Here is a 17599-nt window from a genome sequence, read left to right on the forward strand (position 1 = left end):
AGTCAATGATCGACTTCGCGCCTCTGCCCCCGAACGACTCTCTGCCATACGTGTATGAGGCTGCCTGATGGCTAACTTTTGGCGCGACAAGCGCGTTTTCATCACCGGTCATACCGGCTTCAAGGGGAGCTGGCTGACCCTGTGGCTGCACCTGATGGGTGCCAGGGTGAGCGGCTACGCCTTGCCGGCTCCGACCAATCCCAGCCTGTTCCACCTGGCTCGGCTGCACAACTGCGTGCAGACCACCACGGGCGACGTGCGCGATCCGCGCCACCTGGCCGAAACGCTGGCGGCCGTGCAACCGGACATCGTGTTCCACCTGGCAGCCCAGCCGTTGGTGCGCGACTCCTATGCCACGCCCGTGGATACCTACGCTACCAACGTGATGGGCACCGTACACCTGCTCGAAGCCGTGCGTCATACGCCCAGCGTACGTTCGGTCGTGGTGGTGACCAGTGACAAATGCTACGAAAACCGCGAGTGGCTGTGGGGTTATCGGGAAGATGACCCGATGGGGGGACACGATCCCTACAGCAGCAGCAAGGGCGCTGCCGAACTGGTGACCTCGGCCTATCGCCGCTCCTTCTTCGCCAACCGACCGGACAACCAAGTAGGCATTGCCAGCGTGCGCGCCGGCAATGTGATCGGTGGGGGCGACTTCGCCGCCGACCGTCTCATTCCCGACTTCATCCGCGCCCTCGAAAAAGAGGAATCGGTAGTGATCCGCAATCCGCACGCCGTCCGCCCCTGGCAATTCGTCCTGGAGCCGCTGTCGGGCTATCTGCAGGTCGCGCAACTGCTCTACGAGCAGGGCGGTGCCTATGCCGAAGGCTGGAACTTCGGCCCGGCCGATACCGACCTGCAGACCGTGAGCCAACTGTGCGCCACCTTCAACCACTCCCTGCAGAAGAACGACGTGGGGCAAGTGGAAGTACAACTGGAAAGCCAGGCCCGTGGTCCGCATGAAGCCGCGTTGCTGCGCCTGGATATCTCCAAGGTGCGCCAGCGCCTGGACTGGATTCCCAAGATGGAGCTCTACACCGCCTTGGAACTGACCGCACAATGGTATGCGGGCTACCTGAACAACGAGGATCTGCGCGCGCTCTCGGAAAGCCAGATCGCGTTCTACCAGAGCCTGAACTGAAGCCACCCACTGCGCTGCCGCCCGGTACATACGCACCCGGGCGGGTCGCAGCGCTCAATGGCTCAATGGCTCAATGGCTCAATAGCCCATCTTGCGGATCTCGGCCATGGTCTGGGTACGCAGCACCAGGCGCTCGAACTCCTCTGACCACTCCCGTGTGAGATTCTTCAACAGCAGGCTCTTGCCGGCACGGGTCACGCGGCGCCGCACGTCTTCGTTGTGCAGCACCATCTGCAGGTTCGAGGCCAGCAGATCGATATTGCCCACCGGGTGCATCAGGGCATTGACCCCATTCTTCAGACCGATATGGCGATAGGTCTCCAGGTCCGACAGGCAGACCGGCACATCCAGCTCGAAGGCTTCCCAGATCGTCAGCGGCTGTGATTCGCTGGAACTGGCCAGCACATAGGCATCGGCCGAGGCCAGGTAACGCAGGACTTCATCATTGGGCAGCTCGCCCAGGAAACGATAGCGCTCCGGCAGCGCCTCGGAGAGCTTGCGTGCGCCCTCGCCCAGTTGCAGGTACTTGCCGATGAACAGGCATTCGGTGTTGGCACGTTGCTCGGCGCTCATGGCGTTGACGGCCATGATGGTGTCTTCCATGCGCTTGCGCGGCTCGATGGTACCGATGCAGACGATGCGCTTCTTGTCCTTGGGCTTGGCCTGCAGATCCTGCTGGCGATAGATGGCGTCATTCCAGAACGGCAGCACATGCACCATGGCCGGGCTGTCGAACAGGAAGCTGCCATAGACCAGGCGCTGGAATTCGGTCTGGAACACGATGTGCGAAGCGCTCTTGAAACCCTGCGCCATCTGCGGATAGCGCAGCAGCAGATCGCGCCCGATCTCGGCCTCGTGGATCCACCAGATCACCGGGCAGCGCGGCGCCAGTTCGCCCACCAGCGAACCCGAGAGAATGCAGTTGGAGATCACTACATCGGTCCCGGCGGGCAGGTCCTTGACGATGGGAATGCCCATCGCCTCGAATTGCTTGCGCACCTCGCCCTGACCATCGATACGCGGCAGCACCGACACCTCATGGTTCTGTACCAGACGTTCGGCCAGGCGCAGCATCGCAATGCTGGCGCCGGTGGTATAGAACTCATCGTTCAACAGAAGAATCTTCATGCACTTTCCAAGCGGGTTGGGCCACAGTCGCAGCAGTGGTTGTCATGGGACAAAGTCCCGGTAGCTTCTCATGGTAAAGGCCGGCGCCGCGCATAAAAACCGGATTACAGCGGCAAAGGCCCTTCAGCTTCATATTTTGGCAGCGGGAGCAGGCAAATCGGGAGATGCGCCATGCTAGACTTTTGTTCTTTGGCCGATCCATTCCCTCATCACCTCATGAACATCGTCATCCTCGCCGCCGGCATGGGCAAACGTATGCAATCCTCGCTGCCCAAGGTCTTGCATCCTCTGGCCGGCAAGCCCCTGCTGGGCCACGTCATCGATACCGCGCGCGCGCTCGCCCCCACGCAACTGTGCGTGATCTATGGCCATGGTGGCGATGCCGTGCCCAAGGCCTTCGCCGGCCAGGGTCTGTCCTTCGCCCTGCAGGAACCGCAACTGGGCACCGGCCACGCCGTCATGCAAGCCCTGCCGCACCTGAACGATGCGGTGCCCACCCTGGTGCTGTACGGCGACGTGCCCCTGACCAGCGCGAGTTCGCTGCAACGCCTGCTGGCGGCCGCCGGCCAGGACAAGCTGGGCGTGCTCACCGTGACCCTGGACAACCCCACCGGCTATGGTCGCATCGTGCGCGAAGACGGGCGGATCAAGCGCATCGTCGAACAGAAGGACGCCAGCCAGGCCGAGCTGGCCATCGGCGAAGTCAATACCGGCATCATCGTGGCCCCCACCGCGCGCCTGCGCCAATGGCTGGCCAAGCTCTCCAACCACAATGCCCAGGGCGAGTACTACCTCACCGATGTGATCGCCGCGGCGGTCGCCGATGGCGTGGAAGTGGTCTCGGCCCAGCCCGACGATGTGGCCGAAACCCTGGGCGTGAACAGCAAGGTGCAACTGGCCGAGCTGGAACGCATCCACCAGCGCAGCATCGCTCATCGCCTGCTGGAAGCCGGCGTCACCCTGGCCGACCCGGCCCGCATCGACGTGCGCGGCAGCCTGGAATGCGCACGCGACGTCAGCATCGACGTCAACTGTGTCTTCGAAGGCCAGGTCAGCATCGGCGAGGGCAGCACCATCGGCGCCCATTGCGTGATCCGCAATGCCCGCATCGCTGCCGGCGTGGACATCAAGCCCTTCACCCACATCGAAGACGCGGTGGTCGGTGCCGGCAGCAAGATCGGCCCCTACGCGCGTCTGCGCCCCGGCACCGAACTGGCGCAGGACGTCCACATCGGCAACTTCGTCGAGGTCAAGAACAGCATCGTCGGCGTGGGCAGCAAGGCCAACCACCTAGCCTATGTGGGCGATGCGGATGTGGGCAGCGGCGTCAATGTCGGCGCGGGCGTCATCACCTGCAACTACGATGGCGCCAACAAATTCCGCACCATCATCGAGGACGAGGTCTTCATCGGCAGCGACAGCCAACTGGTGGCCCCGGTGCGCGTGGGCAAGGGCGCCACCATCGGCGCCGGCACGACGCTGACCAAGGACGCACCAGCCGGCCAACTGACGCTCTCGCGGGCCAAGCAACTGTCGCTGCCGGGGTGGCAACGGCCGGTCAAGATCAAGAAGTAGGCTTGGAGATTTCCCCCTGTGGACAACTTAAGTCCCAGGAGGGGTGGTTCTGAGGCGATATGAAGTAAAAAGCAAGTAAAAAGCACATATCACCGCTACCAATTGACTTATCCACAGACAGGAACGGCCGATATATGAACATATCGGCCGTTTTTCATGAAGCGTCGTCGGTGTCGAGAAGGATCGCGGTCTCGAACTTGCTGCGATGGATGGAAAAATAGCTGCGCACATTGCGCACATTGCGCTGCGAAGCAAAGAGCCGATGCGCCAGCGCGTGATAGGCCGGCATATCCCGCACCAGCACCACCAGCACGAAATCCGGCCCCGGCGAGACGCGATAGCACTGCTGCACCGCCGCCTCCCCGGCCACCAGCGCCTCGAAGTGCTGCTGTTCTTCTTCCCCCTGCCGATCCAGCGTGATCTCGACAATCGCCGTCAAGGTTGACGCCAACTGTGCCGCATCCAGCAAGGCCACCTGGCGCGCGATCACGCCCGCCTCCACCAGCCGCTTGACCCGCCGCAGACAGGTCGGCGGCGAAGCATGGACCCGTGCGGCCAGCTCCTGGTTGGTCTGGCTGGCATCGGTCTGCAAGGCTTGCAGGATGCGACGATCGAGGTCGTCCAGCACGATGGAAGGTTTCATGGGTAGCAAGGGGAAGGTGGCAGCGCTTGAATCTGCTCAAGCAGCATTGCCATTAAAATTCAAATATCTTCGTTTTATTAAATTTTATTTCACCATCTATCACATGAGCAATAATAGTTCATAAATAGATATTTTTAGAAATCATATTTCACATCGCCTCCCCTAATATGCTCACACATCTTTTCCTGTGAGGCATTCCATGTGCGGCATCGTCGGCGCAGTAGCGCAACAAAACGTCACCCCCATCCTGCTCGAAGGCCTGAAGCGCCTTGAATACCGCGGCTACGATTCCTGCGGCGTAGCGCTGCACGTGGACGGCAAGTTGCAGCGCTCGCGCAGCACCTCGCGCGTGGCCGACCTGCAGCAGCAAGTGGCGCAGACCGGCTTGGCCGGCTTCACTGGCATTGCCCACACCCGCTGGGCCACGCACGGCGCCCCGGCCACCCACAATGCGCACCCGCACTTCTCGCGCGAGCGCATCGCCCTGGTCCACAACGGCATCATCGAGAACCACGACGAACTGCGCGCCGAACTGCAAGCGGCCGGCTACGTCTTCGAAAGCCAGACCGACACCGAAGTGATCGCCCACCTGATCGACCACATGTATGACGGCGACCTCTTCCACACCGTACAGCAAGCCGTGCGCCGCCTCACCGGCGCCTACGCCATCGCCGTCTTCTGCGCTGACGAACCGCACCGCGTGGTGGCGGCACGCCAGGGTTCGCCGCTGATCGTGGGCGTGGGCGAAGGCCAGAACTTCGTCGCCTCCGACGCCATGGCCCTGGCCGGCACCACCGACCAGATCATCTATCTGGAAGAAGGCGACGTGGTCGACCTGCAGATACAGAAAGTATGGATCGTCGACGCCGCCGGCAGGCCCGCCGTGCGCGACGTGCGCACCGTCCAGGCCTACACCAGCGCCGTCGAACTGGGCCCGTACCAGCACTACATGCAAAAGGAAATCTTCGAGCAGCCGCGCGCCATTGCCGACACCCTGGAAGGCGTGGTCGGCATCATGCCCGAGCTCTTCGGCGACAAGGCCTACAAGATCTTCAAGGAAATCGACTCGATCCTGATCCTGGCCTGCGGCACCAGCTACTATGCCGGCCTGACGGCCAAGTACTGGCTCGAATCGATTGCCCGCATCCCGGTCAATGTCGAGATCGCCAGCGAATACCGTTACCGCGACAGCGTCCCCAATCCCAAGTCACTGGTGGTCACCATCTCGCAAAGCGGCGAGACCGCCGACACCCTGGCCGCCCTCAAGCACGCCCGCAGCCTGGGCATGTTGCATACGCTGACCATCTGCAACGTAGCCACCAGCGCCATGGTGCGCGAATGCGAACTGGCCTACATCACCCGCGCTGGGGTGGAAGTAGGGGTGGCCTCGACCAAGGCCTTCACGACTCAATTGGCCGCCCTCTTCCTGCTCACGCTGGCCCTGGCGCAAAGCCGCGGCCTGTTGACCGAAGAACAGGAAGCCGAGCATCTCAAGGCCATGCGCCACCTGCCGGCCGCCCTGCAAAGCGTGCTGGCACTGGAGCCTTCCATCGTCGCCTGGGCCGAAGCCTTTGCCCGACGCGAAAATGCGCTGTTCCTGGGCCGTGGCCTGCACTACCCGATCGCACTGGAGGGTGCGCTCAAGCTCAAGGAAATCACCTACATCCACGCCGAAGCCTATGCCGCTGGCGAACTTAAGCATGGCCCGCTGGCGCTGGTGACCGAGCAGATGCCGGTGGTCACTATCGCGCCCAATGACGCGCTGGTGGAAAAGCTCAAGTCCAACATGCAGGAAGTACGTGCGCGGGGTGGCCAGTTGTATGTGTTTGCCGATGGCGATTCACGCATCACCTCGGCCGAGGGCGTGCATGTGATCCGGATGCCAGAACACTATGGCGTGCTGTCGCCGATCCTGCATGTGGTGCCGTTGCAGTTGCTGTCTTATCACACGGCATTGGCGCGGGGGACGGATGTGGATAAGCCGCGTAATTTGGCTAAGTCGGTGACGGTGGAGTGAGGGATTGGTGGGCGGTTGACTATGGTGTCCACGAACAATTAAGTTCGACACAACACAATTAAGTCCGACACAAAACAATTAAATTTGACACATGCACAGGCACTGCGGCGGTAACCATACTCTGCTTCTGACAACAATGAATAAAGTCGATCAGAATTGATACCGCTGTGCCACTTCATAAGCCACCTATGTAGGTGGCTTTTCTTTTTTAACACTAGCAACATTCTGTCCGCTATCGGCCGAGGCTGTGTAAAAACAGAGCCTCAGCCTACTTTACTCAGTTCTTGGCCGACTGACCTACGCGAACCACTTATCCCTGACCAAACAGCGTCACTCCGCCCCTGCTTCTTCAGATGAATTTGACTCATCGGGAATTTCGAAGCCGAATCGTTGTGCCAATAAAATTCCTCGCCCTCGCCCAGAAGTCCCTTCTTCCACCGAAGCCAAGGACAAAACAGCTTCTTCAAATGCGCCTCGCGCCTCTTCAGAGGCGCTTTCGGTAATCCCCCCATTTCTAACGTTTGCCAGAAGTAGAAACGTCAAGCAGCCATGGCCAGCCGCTGTTTCGGGGTAAATCCGCCCAAGGCCATGTTAGGGCGCTCATGGTTGTAGGTCCACATCCAGTTGGTTGCGAATTGCTGAACGTGTTCCAAATCATGCCACTGATACTGAGATAGCCATTCATAGCGCACGGTCCTGTTGAACCGTTCCACATAAGCGTTCTGCTGAGGTTGGCCTGGCTGGATGTATTGCAGCTCAATGCCCGTCTGCTGCGCCCAATGGGTAATCGCGGCATTCAGATACTCGGGGCCGTTGTCGCATCGAATGGCGCTGGGTTTACCGCGCCATTCGATGATTTGCTTCAGGCTACGAATCACTCGCTCCGATGGCAGCGAGAGATCCACTTCGATGCCCAGTGCCTCTCCGTTAAAGTCGTCGATCACATTGAACAAGCGGATGCTTCGCCCATCTGCAAGTTGGTCGTGCATGAAGTCCATCGACCAGGTCTGGTTGCAGCCACTGGGTACAGCAAGCGGCTTAGGTACTTCGCGGACCAACCGCTTGCGCGGTTTGATACGCAGGTTCAACTCCTGTTCGCGATAGATACGGTAGACGCGCTTATGATTCCAGCCAAAGCCACGGACGTTGCGCAGATACAGGAAACAGAGGCCAAAGCCCCAACTGCGGTGGTTATCGGTCAGCCGCAGCAACCAGTTTGCGATCTCTTCATTCTCTGGCTTACGCTTGCTGATGTAGCGATAACAGGCTTCGCTTACCTTAAACGCCTCACAGGCAAGCTTGATCGGCACGCCACGTTCTTGAACAAAGCGCTTGGCCATCTCGCTGCGACGAGATGGCCTTACCAGTTTTTTTCGAGCGCCTCGACCACAATCTCGGCCTTGAGCTTTTCCTCGATGTACATTTTGCGCAACCGGGCGTTCTCCGCTTCGAGCTCCTTCATGCGCGCCATCATCGATACGTCCATGCCGCCGTACTTCGAGCGCCATTTATAGAACGTCGCTGTGCTGATGCCTAGTTCGCGGCAGATGTCCGGAACGCCAAGGCCGGCCTCAACACGCGTGATTGCTCGATAATCTGGCTATCCGTGAATTTCGATCTCTTCATTTGTAGAACTCCTCTGTGAGAATATTCTACTTCTGACGGCGCTGGTTTTAAGGGGGGATTACCCAAGGAACGATTTAAAGTTCTTGATACTGAGCATTCTCGATGTCGAACTTATATTGCGGGCAATATTATGAGCAGTGACGAGTTGAATTTGATTCGTGATGTTTGTGAAAAATGGTATGGCTTCTTTCCCGAGATGGTTAGCGAGGTAATTCACGGCGTCAACCACACATTTCGAATTGACCGTGACGGAACCATTTGCTATGCCAAATTATATTCACACAGTCAAACTACCGAGCACATTCAACTTACTCATAAGCTACTGCTTGAGTTTAACGATACAGAGCGAGCATCCGTTAGCAAGCCGCTTATTGCTTCCGACGGTTCATCGTTTCGCTGGATTCCCGTTAATTCACAGCTTCGCTTGTTGAGTATATACAGCGAGGCGAGGGGCGCGGCTGTCACATTAACGGAGGAGGAAATGCGTATTGTCGGATTGGGGGTTGCTGAAATTCATAGGCAATTCTCCCGGTCTGGCGCGAGGGCATCTCGCCTTGACATTTCCCATATTATAAACTCATCGCTTAATTTTATTATTAAATCTGACATACCTGATGAATTTAAAATTTTTCTCAAAGAGACGTCAAAAAAGTATGCGGAATCCATTGAAAATAGGCCGCTAGAATGTGGAATAATCCATGGGGACTTGGATATTCTAAATATTCACCTCCATGGGAAAGTGTGTTCTTTTTTTGATTTTGAGATGCTTTTTCACGGCCCGCTAGTGTTCGATATCGCAGCCGTTTTGCTGTCAATCTTCTCAAACGAAAGCAGCTGTGAAATTTCAAGGCCACTGGTACTAAGCGTCCTTCACGGCTATCAAGATTACAAAGCGTTGGGTAACGCTGAGGTTGCCGTTCTGCCAAGCGCCGTGTTTGCGAAGTGTATACGATCAATCGCATTTCTTTCTGAGAATTGCCTCATTCCGTCGGAGATGTGGCCAGCAGTTTTTATTCGGACAAGCGAAGTATTGGGAAGAATGAGTAAAACATTGCTCAGCTTGTAATAAAGATTATATGTCCTGCCCACATGCATAGCGTGGTTGGGCAGTAACTCGGCGCAGACCTCCGGTGCCTGCAATCGAGCGGGTAGGCGTGACGATTTCAGTGTTGAGCAGTGTCCGCAGCGGACCGATTTTAGTTAGTCGGGTCTGAATAATTCGTTTTCGGCGACGACGTCGTTCATGGTGGCGAAGCGGAAGCCGCGGAGCGGTTGAGCACCTACACTACACGCCCGACGAAACAGACTTTAGCAAAAATAGTGACTTCTATCTCGTCTAAGAACATAGAATACAGACTATAACGAGATATTCACATAAAGCATAAGTCACGCTCCACAAGGGTATCCAGAACACCTGTGATACAGACTTTATTCTGTTCTGCCACATGTGTCTGCCAGAAATGAAAGGCTTCCTTTTTTAGGGGAAGCCTATTTTTTCGGCTAGTTATTTTGCTCTCAAAGCCGCCTCTGCACTCAAAAGAACTTCTTTCATTTCTGAGCACCATGACTGAAAAAGCAAGGCTTTGAGCACTGCCGATGACGTCACGTAGCTGGTTCTTCAGGAAGTCTAAAGGTGCCTTAGAAAGGATGCTGGGCGCCTTACATCTCTCAAAATTCCCCGGTCTGCTTGAGCTTTGATTCGTCCAAGCATTCCAAAAGATGAACCATCGAATTTCTGAAAATATTTAGTTCTGGAGTGCGTAGAAAATAAAATTTTTCATTTGTAACTCTGGAATTCTTTAGTATCTCTTCAAGGTCCGTGATCATGATCGATCCGGCATGCATGTTAGCGATCGCCTTCTTGAAATCATCAAGCTTCCCACCGAGGTTGGATTTTATTCGACCATTTATACGTCCATGGTTATGAACATATATATTTCTCATCTCCGTAAAAAATAGCCATATTTTTTGGATATTGTTGATGTCGACATCAGCGTCACCGGAGAATTCTTCAAATTGATCCAATACCTCTGTAAGCAAATCTTCTTCTCTCGTTTGGCCTTCTTTCTTCAAGATTTCTTTGAAAGCCGACTCAACTGCGCCATAGAGAAATATAAACTCCCATACATTCAATAAGCCACTAATTAGCTCATACCAGTTTTTTGATGTGGTCGCATTTAATAACTGATTCTGGTCAATGTTTATTTCTTTTTTTTGATGGTCCCGAGCGGTAAGTCCCATGGCAGTTAGATACATCTCAGTCTCATCTTGATTACAGAGAAAAACGCCCTCGATAATCCGATTAATCGTATCTTCAATATGAAGGGATTTTAGTTTCTCTTCTTTCAGAATTTGAACGCCGCCAGTTTCTACATTTTTCCGAACTATTTTGGCTTGAATCAGTTCACGCTCCAATTCCGCAATCATCTCTTTCTTGTCATTCTCTATTCCAGACTCTAGATAACTAGTAAAGAGCTGGCTCGTCAGTTGCGAAAGATAAAAAACACTGTGAAACCGGTTATACCAGGGGGCAGAGTTTGCAGACGGTCTTCTCAAGATAGGGGTGTATGCGGAGATCATTAAGATTCCTTGATAGTGAGGTTTTTGAAAAAATAACGACTTTCTCTTGAAATGGCTGGCGACACTTTCGTGATTAATGACGAGCTCGAACGCGAAATGCTCCAAGATTTCTTTGAGTATTCGGGAATGCTGCGGCACTGCAAATGGCTGCACTGGAACATGCGTGATGCAAATTACGGTTTTGAGGCGCTTGAGAATCGATTCAGAGCATTAGGCCGCACAGGAACTGCTGTTCAAGAACAAAATCGATATGACCTGTCTCGTATATTGATTGGAATTTACGGCGTGGCATACATTGGTCACCCCAGGCTGGGGAACTTGATGCTGGAGAACAAAATCGCATCTAGGGACTTTTTAAATGGCCAAGGCGAGGCGGACGCGTTCGAGAGAAAAGCTTTTTTACGATTACATCAATCAACGCTGCGCAAAGTCGATGTGTTGGCAAATATTCTCGAACGTGCTCATCGCGGATGAGCTTGCTACGCGTGCGACCTGGTGGCAACAGAATGGAACTTCAATAATGGCGGTCGGTGAATGGCTGAAGGAGCACTGGTTTATCAGTGCTGCGGTAGCAATCATCGGTGTCGCCAGCGCCATTGCACGAGCATGGGGGCCAATATCTTCGTTGTTCTCTGGCGGCTGACCAGGGTTCAGGCATCTCCCTTCGTCGGCAGGCCGAGCTCATTCATTTGAATTGCCTTCTCCTGAGTCAGGTCGTGCCGATACGCAGTAAAACCATTGCTGCCTCCAGCAATTGAATAGCCTAGCGCAGCTACCGTATCCTCTGGGATTCCCGTTGCCTTGGAAATTTCGTGCCAGTCATAGACGCGAACTGGTTGTGTCTGCTTTAACAGCATTTCGTTGATAACACGCTCCATCTCTGCTGCATCAGCGTTAGCTTCCGAAGTTTTCTGCCGCTTGCGTTTGTCGTTGCCTCGGTAGTAGTCGCGACGCACGCTAATTGGATACTTGACCATTTACGACTCCTGGTTTGCATTCAGAATGGGGCCTCAGTCTCACGACCGTTTGCAAGGTCTACAAAATAGATAATCTGCGAAGCGCACACGGCGAGCACGAATTCAGCAACTTCTTGAGTTGCAACTCCGCCTTCAGAGGCGCCATGACCGACACCCTCTCCACCGTTACGGAAAGCGTAGATGCCGGTCACTACTTGCAGTAGGCCCGGCGGGACTGAGATTTCCTTAGCTTTCTGCAGCCACTTGATAACGTCACCCAATGTTGACGCCTTTGCAGAGGGAAACAGCAGCTTGCCCGCTGCTTCGACTGCACACACCGCCTCCTTCACGCAGTTTTCATAGTCGGGCGCTGCGCGATTGCGGAAGAACTGTAGCGCCTTATCGTAATGTTTTCGAGCAAGCATTAACGCTGGGTCACCAAGCACTACTTGAGCCCTGGTCGTTAAGTCCACAGTGTGTTTTCGTCCGCCCCGTCGAACTAGCCCATCGGAGTATTCGAAAGCAAAACCTTCCTCCGCGAAAAGGCGCTGAATTTCGGTCCCAATGTATTCCTGTACTTCGGTTTTGCTGACGACTTCCTCATAATCATTGTTGTAGCCACCGGTATGTTCAGTGACATTGGTCGCCAGCCTGCTGTGTAACCTTTCGCAGAAGTCATATACCCGGTCCCAGGGCATGTCCTGAAGAACGTCGTTCGCATCGGAGCGCGCTTTCTCTATATCAGCAGTCCTCGAGCTGTCGTAATTGATGGGTGGGCGCCGAGCAATTCGCTGTAGTTCTCTTGTGACGTTGACCCACCCGTCTACATACCGTCGCTCGACCAAGTCCATCAGCAGATAAAAGAGTCCCGTTCGAGCTGACGCTGGAAAATCAGCGTCGATTTTTTGGTGAGTGCCTTTAATACGGGCCGAGAATGGCGCTACTGGCGAGTCGCTCATGGTCTGTTTGTTGAGGGAGTTGTTGTTCTGAATTTATAGCTTGGCCGTCTCGGGCGCCCACTGGTCAAAATAAAGAGCCGGTTTCCGGGCAGTCCTTTTTTCCCTTGGTATCGGCTCCCTTCGTGGCTGACGGCCGTTTTGCAGTTACGGATTTCGGCCGTGGTGCCGGCCATGCCTTCATTAATTCTGCGGGATAAAGCGAAAGTATCATCCGCGCGACCTCTTGGGCTTTCACGTTTAACCACGTCTCATACTCAGACCGCGGCACAATCACGAGACTACGCTTCTCATCGCCAGGATTGTGAAAGCGCTTCATCAGTGGGTGGTCATCGGCATTGATGGTCAGCTGCGTGAAGGAGAACGAGAAGGAACCTTGTTCTTCCTCCCAGGCCTTCCAGAGGCCGGCGACACAGAATGGCTCATCATCGGCCGTGCCGATAGCCCATCGCTCTGGGGTACCTGCTTCCCAATTCGGTTCAAAGAACATAGACATGGGTAGAAGGCAGGTTTGGGTCTCCCGCCACTGCTTGGAGAAAGTGCGCTTCTGTCCGACGGTTTCGGGGCGTGCGTTCATTGTCGAAAGTCGTAAGCCCTCCCGCATTTTCCGCTTTGGGACCATGCCGTAGGTGCCAACGATGAGTTCAGGTTCACCCTCCTGGCCTGCACCGACTATCGGAGCTTCGTAGTCCTGCCAGACTTCCTCAGACCAATCAGGAGTACCGGAGGTGTCTACGCCTGTGAGGGACGCAACAACCTCCTTTGCAGCTGGTTTGTAGTTGACGCACATAAGTGCTCTACATACTCAATGTTTCAGAGAACTTCATGGATGCGAATGAAGAGCCGTTCAAAGGGGGCGAGGTCCGCTTCTGACATAGTCGTGCCTGTCAGCTTCTGAACTACGCCTTGAGCTACACGATAGTGATTGTAACCACCGCCCGTCGTCAGAGTGATTTTCTTATCCTTCAGCCAGAGATTGATGCGCTCTATTATGCGCGGATGAGGGACCAGCTCCTCTGCCTTTACCGCTTTGCCTTCGAGCTCGTTCGCGTACACCTCGTTGAAAGCATCGATATAGAGTGCCTGCGGGAGCAAATCCTCCAAATCGGCCTCAGTAGGATTACCATCCAAGAACATAGAAAAATCTAGCACTCGCTTCTTGCCGATGAGTTTCTGCTGAATAAGCTCGTCCAACTTCTGATGCGGATTCTTTGCTCTGTCATGCAATACGGCGATATCCAGCTTGCTCGCCCCCAGCAATGCCACGAATGTGGCCAGCTTATCGAGACCGCCGACGGGTACCAAGGTGATGTTGTCGATTCCACGCTTGCCGAGACCTTCCAGAAGAGCCGCCATGTGCTGCAGCACTATCAGGTCTGCCGGCCCCTCAATCAGCAAATTCTTCTTCGAGATGAAAAGATTCTGAGCGATGGAGTAGCCCAGTGCTGCTTGGAGTGGGAAGATGCTTTCGTCGGAGGAGCCAGCCAAGTCACTGGTTACTTTAGTCCCTTCCTTGATGACGTCTTCTACAACACGCACGTTTTCCAGCTTTGCACTGTCCACCATGAAGGGGGAGTGTGTGGTGAAGAGAATCTGGTGATTCTCGGCCAGACTGCCGATGTATTTCAGGAAATCGGCCTGAGCAAGAGCATGCAGATTGAGCCCTGGTTCGTCCAGAAGCAGGATGAGTTGCTCATCTGTTTTCATCCGACTTGCGATGGAATCAAACCAGACCAAGAAGCTGAAGAACCAAATGAAGCCCTTGCTACGCTGGTCAAACGGAACGGTGACACCATGCCTACGGTTTTTGATGCGGATGTAAAGATTTGGGCCATTATTGAATGGCGGCTCAGCCTTTGAATCGGCTTTAATGTCGAACTCCACGTCCAGCTCGGAATTCTGCTTCCAGAATTTGAAAATCTTACGGGTAATGCTAAGACTGATTGCTTCTAGTCGTATCTTGCCTGCCTCGTAGCCTTCATCCTTTAAGAGCTCAGGAACATCAATGTCGGCAAGCTGTAGCAGCCCTTGGACTGTTTCATCCGCATCCGTCATTGTGTTGCCGGCGATACGTTGTTGAAGGGCGGCCAAGTTGGTCCTCCCGCTCAGCAGTCGATAGTCGTCGAAATACAGGAATTTCGGGAGTGCTGGCTTTAAATAGGCTTCCCAAATATAGCCGTCAATGAGTCCCCAGCCAGATGCCTTAGCTACACGAGTTCTCCATGCGGCTGCGAATTTAGCTAGTGGTTCTTCCGCTGGCAGGCCCAGCGCTTCAATTGCATCGAGAACGCTGGTCAGACTGGTCGCACCGTTGAAGACTTGATTTCCTTGCTCTGATTCAGCGAACGGTTTAGCAAGTGCTTTGATTGCCTCAACCTCGGGGACGTGAAATCCCAGGACGCTCTTGTTGGCCATATTCGTGGTACGCGATAACGTCTCTCCCTCTTCAATAATCTCCACTGAGTTAAAGACTTCGCGATTGATTCTTTCTGCGAGTTCTTTTTCGATTCGGAAATAGAGTCGCGTGACGTCCGAGTATTCCTCTTTTTCGTGCTTCTTCTTGTAAGTGAATACTTCTAGCCGAGGATAGTCTTCGATGAACTCATACTTCGCTTTACCCAATGGCATCGCTTTATGAAGTGCCTCAAGGAAGCCGGTTTTACCCGACTCATTTTTTCCAACAAGTACGGTGACATCGTCAGCGATGTCAACCGGGGTGGAATCTTCAATGGATTTGTATTTCCAGACCTGCGCGTTCACCAACGTCAGCACGATACCCCCTGTTGTTTATTGTGTGGGAAGCTATGAGCCTATCACATAACTGAGACAGCTCATCCGGCTGAAGTCAATGCCGGCCACCGCCAGATTCCTTGAAGAAACGTTCTCGGGATGTCATTGGAAGCGGCATTCCTGCCTGAACACACAGCCATTGCTGCGCGTACTCCCGCTCGCAGTCATAAGTAGGATTGTGGTCTAAACATGGGCCAATTTTGGATGCAATTTTCCTGGGAAAGTGGGTCAGTTTTCAATGCAAATCAACAATACATCGATTATTACAACAACCAACGTATCAAACTGAAACTGAAAGGCCTGAGTCCAGTGCAATACCGGACTCAGGCCTTCAGGTAGCAAATTTACTGTCCAACTTTATGGGGTCAGTTCAATCCGCGGGCTTTTTCTCTTCGAAGCGAAGCTGTCTTCATTTGGTCAATTTCTGCCGTTCGAGGATTATTCGATAGTGGCGCAGCCCGGTAAATGGTGGGGCTTTTGAATTGCAAATACTTGGTGCTTCTAGGCGCAATTTGGAAGACATATGAGAGAAACTATTCAGGTAAGTTCCATTTCGAATTTAAACAGTGACTCCGGCCTACTAGCGTCATGCCCTGGAAAATGAGCAGGGATCGAATATTCCCAAGGTTTATTGCCTACTCTCTGTTTGCTCGCAACGACAAACTTGCCGTCACGGTCCCGCTCGACCACAGCCTCGCATATCGCTGTATGGTTCAGCGCAGATAACTGAATAAGGCAACGACAGCGGTCCTGCCCGTTTGCAAGCCACGGAATCAGTGCTCGTAGAGTGCCTGGCCAGATGATCTCTTCATGAACACGTATCGCCGTTCGCCAAGGCTCTACTGCGTCGATGTCTTGCACAACTATGTCAACGCTACGTATGGCAAAATCGCCTTCAACACGAGCGGCAAAGTTAATATTGCCGCTATCGCTATCGACATGTGGATAGACCTTAATATAAGAGTCACCACCAGTAGCGTGCCCGGTAATCATCCTCAACTGGACATCCAGCTTCTCGCTCAATGTGGTGAACCTATCTATTGTGTCCTTTACCGAATCTTTGCGTTCTATCTCCCGTTTAATGCGAACAATTTGGCCAGTAAACCAAGCCAGCATCAAGAACCCGAAGAAATATCCTTGAAATTTACGTAATTCGTCGCCAGAAACGCCCCATAAAGCAAAGCCCGCAGCGAGAACTGAAGGAAGCCAGAACTCCTTTATCACCGTGGTGAAAATACGCCACGCGTTAGCTGACATAGCACTCCTATAAGTGGTCTTGTTGTGGAAATTATAGTTTAGAGCCGTCGGCAATCATTCGTTCGCGTTACTCTAAAACGGGCGCCCCGTTTCTCAAGGGGGGATCGTTCGGATATCCTGTGCTGCGGCCCGCCCTGCCGATGATGAATAGCGTACCCAATGGGGGCGGTTGCGATGTGTCGGGCAGCTTCACGCCAGAAGCAGGGCGGGACTACGAGGTCAGAGCGCAGATGGAAAAAGGCGGCAACTACTGCTCCATGAAGCTGGCAGAACTCGCACCAATCCCTCGACCACTGCCTCTGAAACGCGCTAAGGTCTGCAAGAAGTCGCCCTGAAGAATATAAGATCTAGCGGCATGATTAGAACTCATTTCATAAATAGGAGTGAGATGCGAAAGTCCTTATCCCATATCTCGCTCTCAATCCGTCGTGGATGAACGCTTCGACCAGAACTTCCAGAAGGCCGGACTTTTGCCTTGAGCCGCTGGAGCTTCCCCTTCGTCCTTGTCATGCGCCAGCTTGTACAACAGCGGCAGCACCAGCAAGGTGAGCGCAGTCGAAGACAGGATGCCGCCGATGACGACGGTCGCCAGGGGGCGCTGGACTTCCGCACCGGTTCCGGTGGCAAGAGCCATGGGGACAAAACCGAGGGACGCCACCAACGCCGTCATCAAGACCGGGCGCAAACGGGTCACGGCCCCCTCGTGAATGGCGTCATCCAGCGAACGCCCGTCCTCGCGCAGACTGCGGATGAAGGAGATCATCACCCATCCATTGAGCACCGCTACGCCTGACAAGGCGATGAAAACCACAGCGGCCGAGATCGACATGGGAATGTCGCGCATGGCCAGCGCGAAGATGCCACCGGTCAGTGCAAACGAAATCCCGGAAACACCAGCATTCCATCCTTGACGTTGCCAACATCGCA

Annotated in this window: 13 protein-coding genes and 3 pseudogenes; 6 read left to right on the forward strand and 10 right to left on the reverse strand. The window is 54.4% G+C overall.

The window, feature by feature from the left end:
- Nucleotides 1-67 precede the first annotated feature (67 nt).
- Nucleotides 68-1144 (forward strand): CDP-glucose 4,6-dehydratase, encoded by a 1077-nt coding sequence (gene rfbG, locus I5W_RS12275; RefSeq protein WP_199901735.1) that lies wholly within the window; start codon nt 68-70, stop codon nt 1142-1144.
- Between the two features lie 78 nt (nt 1145-1222).
- On the opposite strand, the gene I5W_RS12280 is transcribed toward rfbG, so the two are convergent.
- On the reverse strand, nt 1223-2272 hold the full coding sequence (locus I5W_RS12280) for a glycosyltransferase family 4 protein (protein ID WP_017449866.1): 1050 nt from the start codon (nt 2270-2272) through the stop codon (nt 1223-1225).
- Nucleotides 2273-2488: 216 nt separating this feature from the next.
- Here I5W_RS12280 and glmU point away from each other — a divergent pair, with 216 nt between their 5' ends.
- Complete coding sequence (glmU, locus tag I5W_RS12285) at nt 2489-3847, forward strand: bifunctional UDP-N-acetylglucosamine diphosphorylase/glucosamine-1-phosphate N-acetyltransferase GlmU (protein WP_044529428.1); 1359 nt, start codon at nt 2489-2491, stop codon at nt 3845-3847.
- A gap of 154 nt (nt 3848-4001) precedes the next feature.
- Here the strand turns inward: glmU and I5W_RS12290 are convergent, their stop codons facing one another.
- On the reverse strand, nt 4002-4490 hold the full coding sequence (locus tag I5W_RS12290) for an Lrp/AsnC family transcriptional regulator (RefSeq protein ID WP_044529429.1): 489 nt from the start codon (nt 4488-4490) through the stop codon (nt 4002-4004).
- Nucleotides 4491-4689: 199 nt separating this feature from the next.
- Between I5W_RS12290 and glmS the strand changes: the two genes are divergently transcribed.
- A complete protein-coding gene (gene glmS / locus I5W_RS12295; RefSeq protein ID WP_044529430.1) occupies nt 4690-6507 on the forward strand; it encodes a glutamine--fructose-6-phosphate transaminase (isomerizing) in 1818 nt (605 codons plus the stop codon).
- A gap of 539 nt (nt 6508-7046) precedes the next feature.
- On the opposite strand, the pseudogene I5W_RS12300 reads toward glmS, so the two are convergent.
- Nucleotides 7047-8133 (reverse strand): annotated as a pseudogene (locus I5W_RS12300) (IS3 family transposase).
- Between the two features lie 130 nt (nt 8134-8263).
- Between I5W_RS12300 and I5W_RS12310 the strand changes: the two are divergent.
- On the forward strand, nt 8264-9199 hold the full coding sequence (locus I5W_RS12310; protein ID WP_044529432.1) for a phosphotransferase enzyme family protein: 936 nt from the start codon (nt 8264-8266) through the stop codon (nt 9197-9199).
- Nucleotides 9200-9801: 602 nt separating this feature from the next.
- On the opposite strand, the gene I5W_RS12315 is transcribed toward I5W_RS12310, so the two are convergent.
- A complete protein-coding gene (locus tag I5W_RS12315) occupies nt 9802-10713 on the reverse strand; it encodes a hypothetical protein (protein ID WP_044529433.1) in 912 nt (303 codons plus the stop codon).
- Nucleotides 10714-10782: 69 nt separating this feature from the next.
- On the opposite strand from I5W_RS12315, the gene I5W_RS12320 reads away from it, so the two are divergent.
- A complete protein-coding gene (locus I5W_RS12320; RefSeq protein WP_159106121.1) occupies nt 10783-11187 on the forward strand; it encodes a hypothetical protein in 405 nt (134 codons plus the stop codon).
- Between the two features lie 176 nt (nt 11188-11363).
- Here I5W_RS12320 and I5W_RS12325 read toward each other — a convergent pair whose 3' ends face one another.
- The 4 genes from I5W_RS12325 to I5W_RS12340 all read right to left on the reverse strand — a co-directional run bounded on the left by I5W_RS12325 (nt 11364) and on the right by I5W_RS12340 (nt 15397).
- Nucleotides 11364-11690 (reverse strand): hypothetical protein, encoded by a 327-nt coding sequence (locus I5W_RS12325; RefSeq protein WP_044529434.1) that lies wholly within the window; start codon nt 11688-11690, stop codon nt 11364-11366.
- Nucleotides 11691-11710: 20 nt separating this feature from the next.
- Nucleotides 11711-12628, reverse strand: a complete 918-nt coding sequence (locus tag I5W_RS12330) for a hypothetical protein (RefSeq protein ID WP_044529435.1) — start codon at nt 12626-12628, stop codon at nt 11711-11713.
- A gap of 64 nt (nt 12629-12692) precedes the next feature.
- Nucleotides 12693-13415 carry an SOS response-associated peptidase family protein gene (locus tag I5W_RS12335; protein WP_044529436.1) on the reverse strand — a complete coding sequence of 241 codons (723 nt, stop codon included), beginning with the start codon at nt 13413-13415 and terminating at the stop codon, nt 12693-12695.
- A 23-nt stretch (nt 13416-13438) separates the two neighbouring features.
- The gene (locus I5W_RS12340) at nt 13439-15397 is read right to left on the reverse strand and encodes an AAA family ATPase (RefSeq protein WP_050010667.1); all 1959 of its coding nucleotides are present in this window, start codon (nt 15395-15397) and stop codon (nt 13439-13441) included.
- Nucleotides 15398-15664: 267 nt separating this feature from the next.
- Here I5W_RS12340 and I5W_RS31235 point away from each other — a divergent pair.
- Nucleotides 15665-15754 (forward strand): annotated as a pseudogene (locus tag I5W_RS31235) (IS3 family transposase); the annotation flags it as partial.
- A 198-nt stretch (nt 15755-15952) separates the two neighbouring features.
- Here the strand turns inward: I5W_RS31235 and I5W_RS12345 are convergent.
- Nucleotides 15953-16672 carry a hypothetical protein gene (locus tag I5W_RS12345; RefSeq protein ID WP_044529437.1) on the reverse strand — a complete coding sequence of 240 codons (720 nt, stop codon included), beginning with the start codon at nt 16670-16672 and terminating at the stop codon, nt 15953-15955.
- Between the two features lie 418 nt (nt 16673-17090).
- Nucleotides 17091-17599 (reverse strand): annotated as a pseudogene (locus I5W_RS12350) (efflux RND transporter permease subunit); the annotation flags it as partial.

The sequence above is a fragment of the Herbaspirillum sp. B65 genome (genome assembly GCF_000333555.1).
GTDB lineage: Bacteria > Pseudomonadota > Gammaproteobacteria > Burkholderiales > Burkholderiaceae_D > Herbaspirillum > Herbaspirillum rubrisubalbicans.

Excerpts from the sequence above, each read along its gene's own strand:
- rfbG (WP_199901735.1), top strand. The coding sequence starts at position 68 with ATGGCTAACTTTTGGCGCGACAAGCGCGTTTTCATCACCGGTCATACC.
- I5W_RS12280 (WP_017449866.1), bottom strand. The coding sequence starts at position 2,272 with ATGAAGATTCTTCTGTTGAACGATGAGTTCTATACCACCGGCGCCAGC.
- glmU (WP_044529428.1), top strand. The coding sequence starts at position 2,489 with ATGAACATCGTCATCCTCGCCGCCGGCATGGGCAAACGTATGCAATCC.
- I5W_RS12290 (WP_044529429.1), bottom strand. The coding sequence starts at position 4,490 with ATGAAACCTTCCATCGTGCTGGACGACCTCGATCGTCGCATCCTGCAA.
- glmS (WP_044529430.1), top strand. The coding sequence starts at position 4,690 with ATGTGCGGCATCGTCGGCGCAGTAGCGCAACAAAACGTCACCCCCATC.
- I5W_RS12310 (WP_044529432.1), top strand. The coding sequence starts at position 8,264 with ATGAGCAGTGACGAGTTGAATTTGATTCGTGATGTTTGTGAAAAATGG.
- I5W_RS12315 (WP_044529433.1), bottom strand. The coding sequence starts at position 10,713 with ATGATCTCCGCATACACCCCTATCTTGAGAAGACCGTCTGCAAACTCT.
- I5W_RS12325 (WP_044529434.1), bottom strand. The coding sequence starts at position 11,690 with ATGGTCAAGTATCCAATTAGCGTGCGTCGCGACTACTACCGAGGCAAC.
- I5W_RS12330 (WP_044529435.1), bottom strand. The coding sequence starts at position 12,628 with ATGAGCGACTCGCCAGTAGCGCCATTCTCGGCCCGTATTAAAGGCACT.
- I5W_RS12335 (WP_044529436.1), bottom strand. The coding sequence starts at position 13,415 with ATGTGCGTCAACTACAAACCAGCTGCAAAGGAGGTTGTTGCGTCCCTC.
- I5W_RS12345 (WP_044529437.1), bottom strand. The coding sequence starts at position 16,672 with ATGTCAGCTAACGCGTGGCGTATTTTCACCACGGTGATAAAGGAGTTC.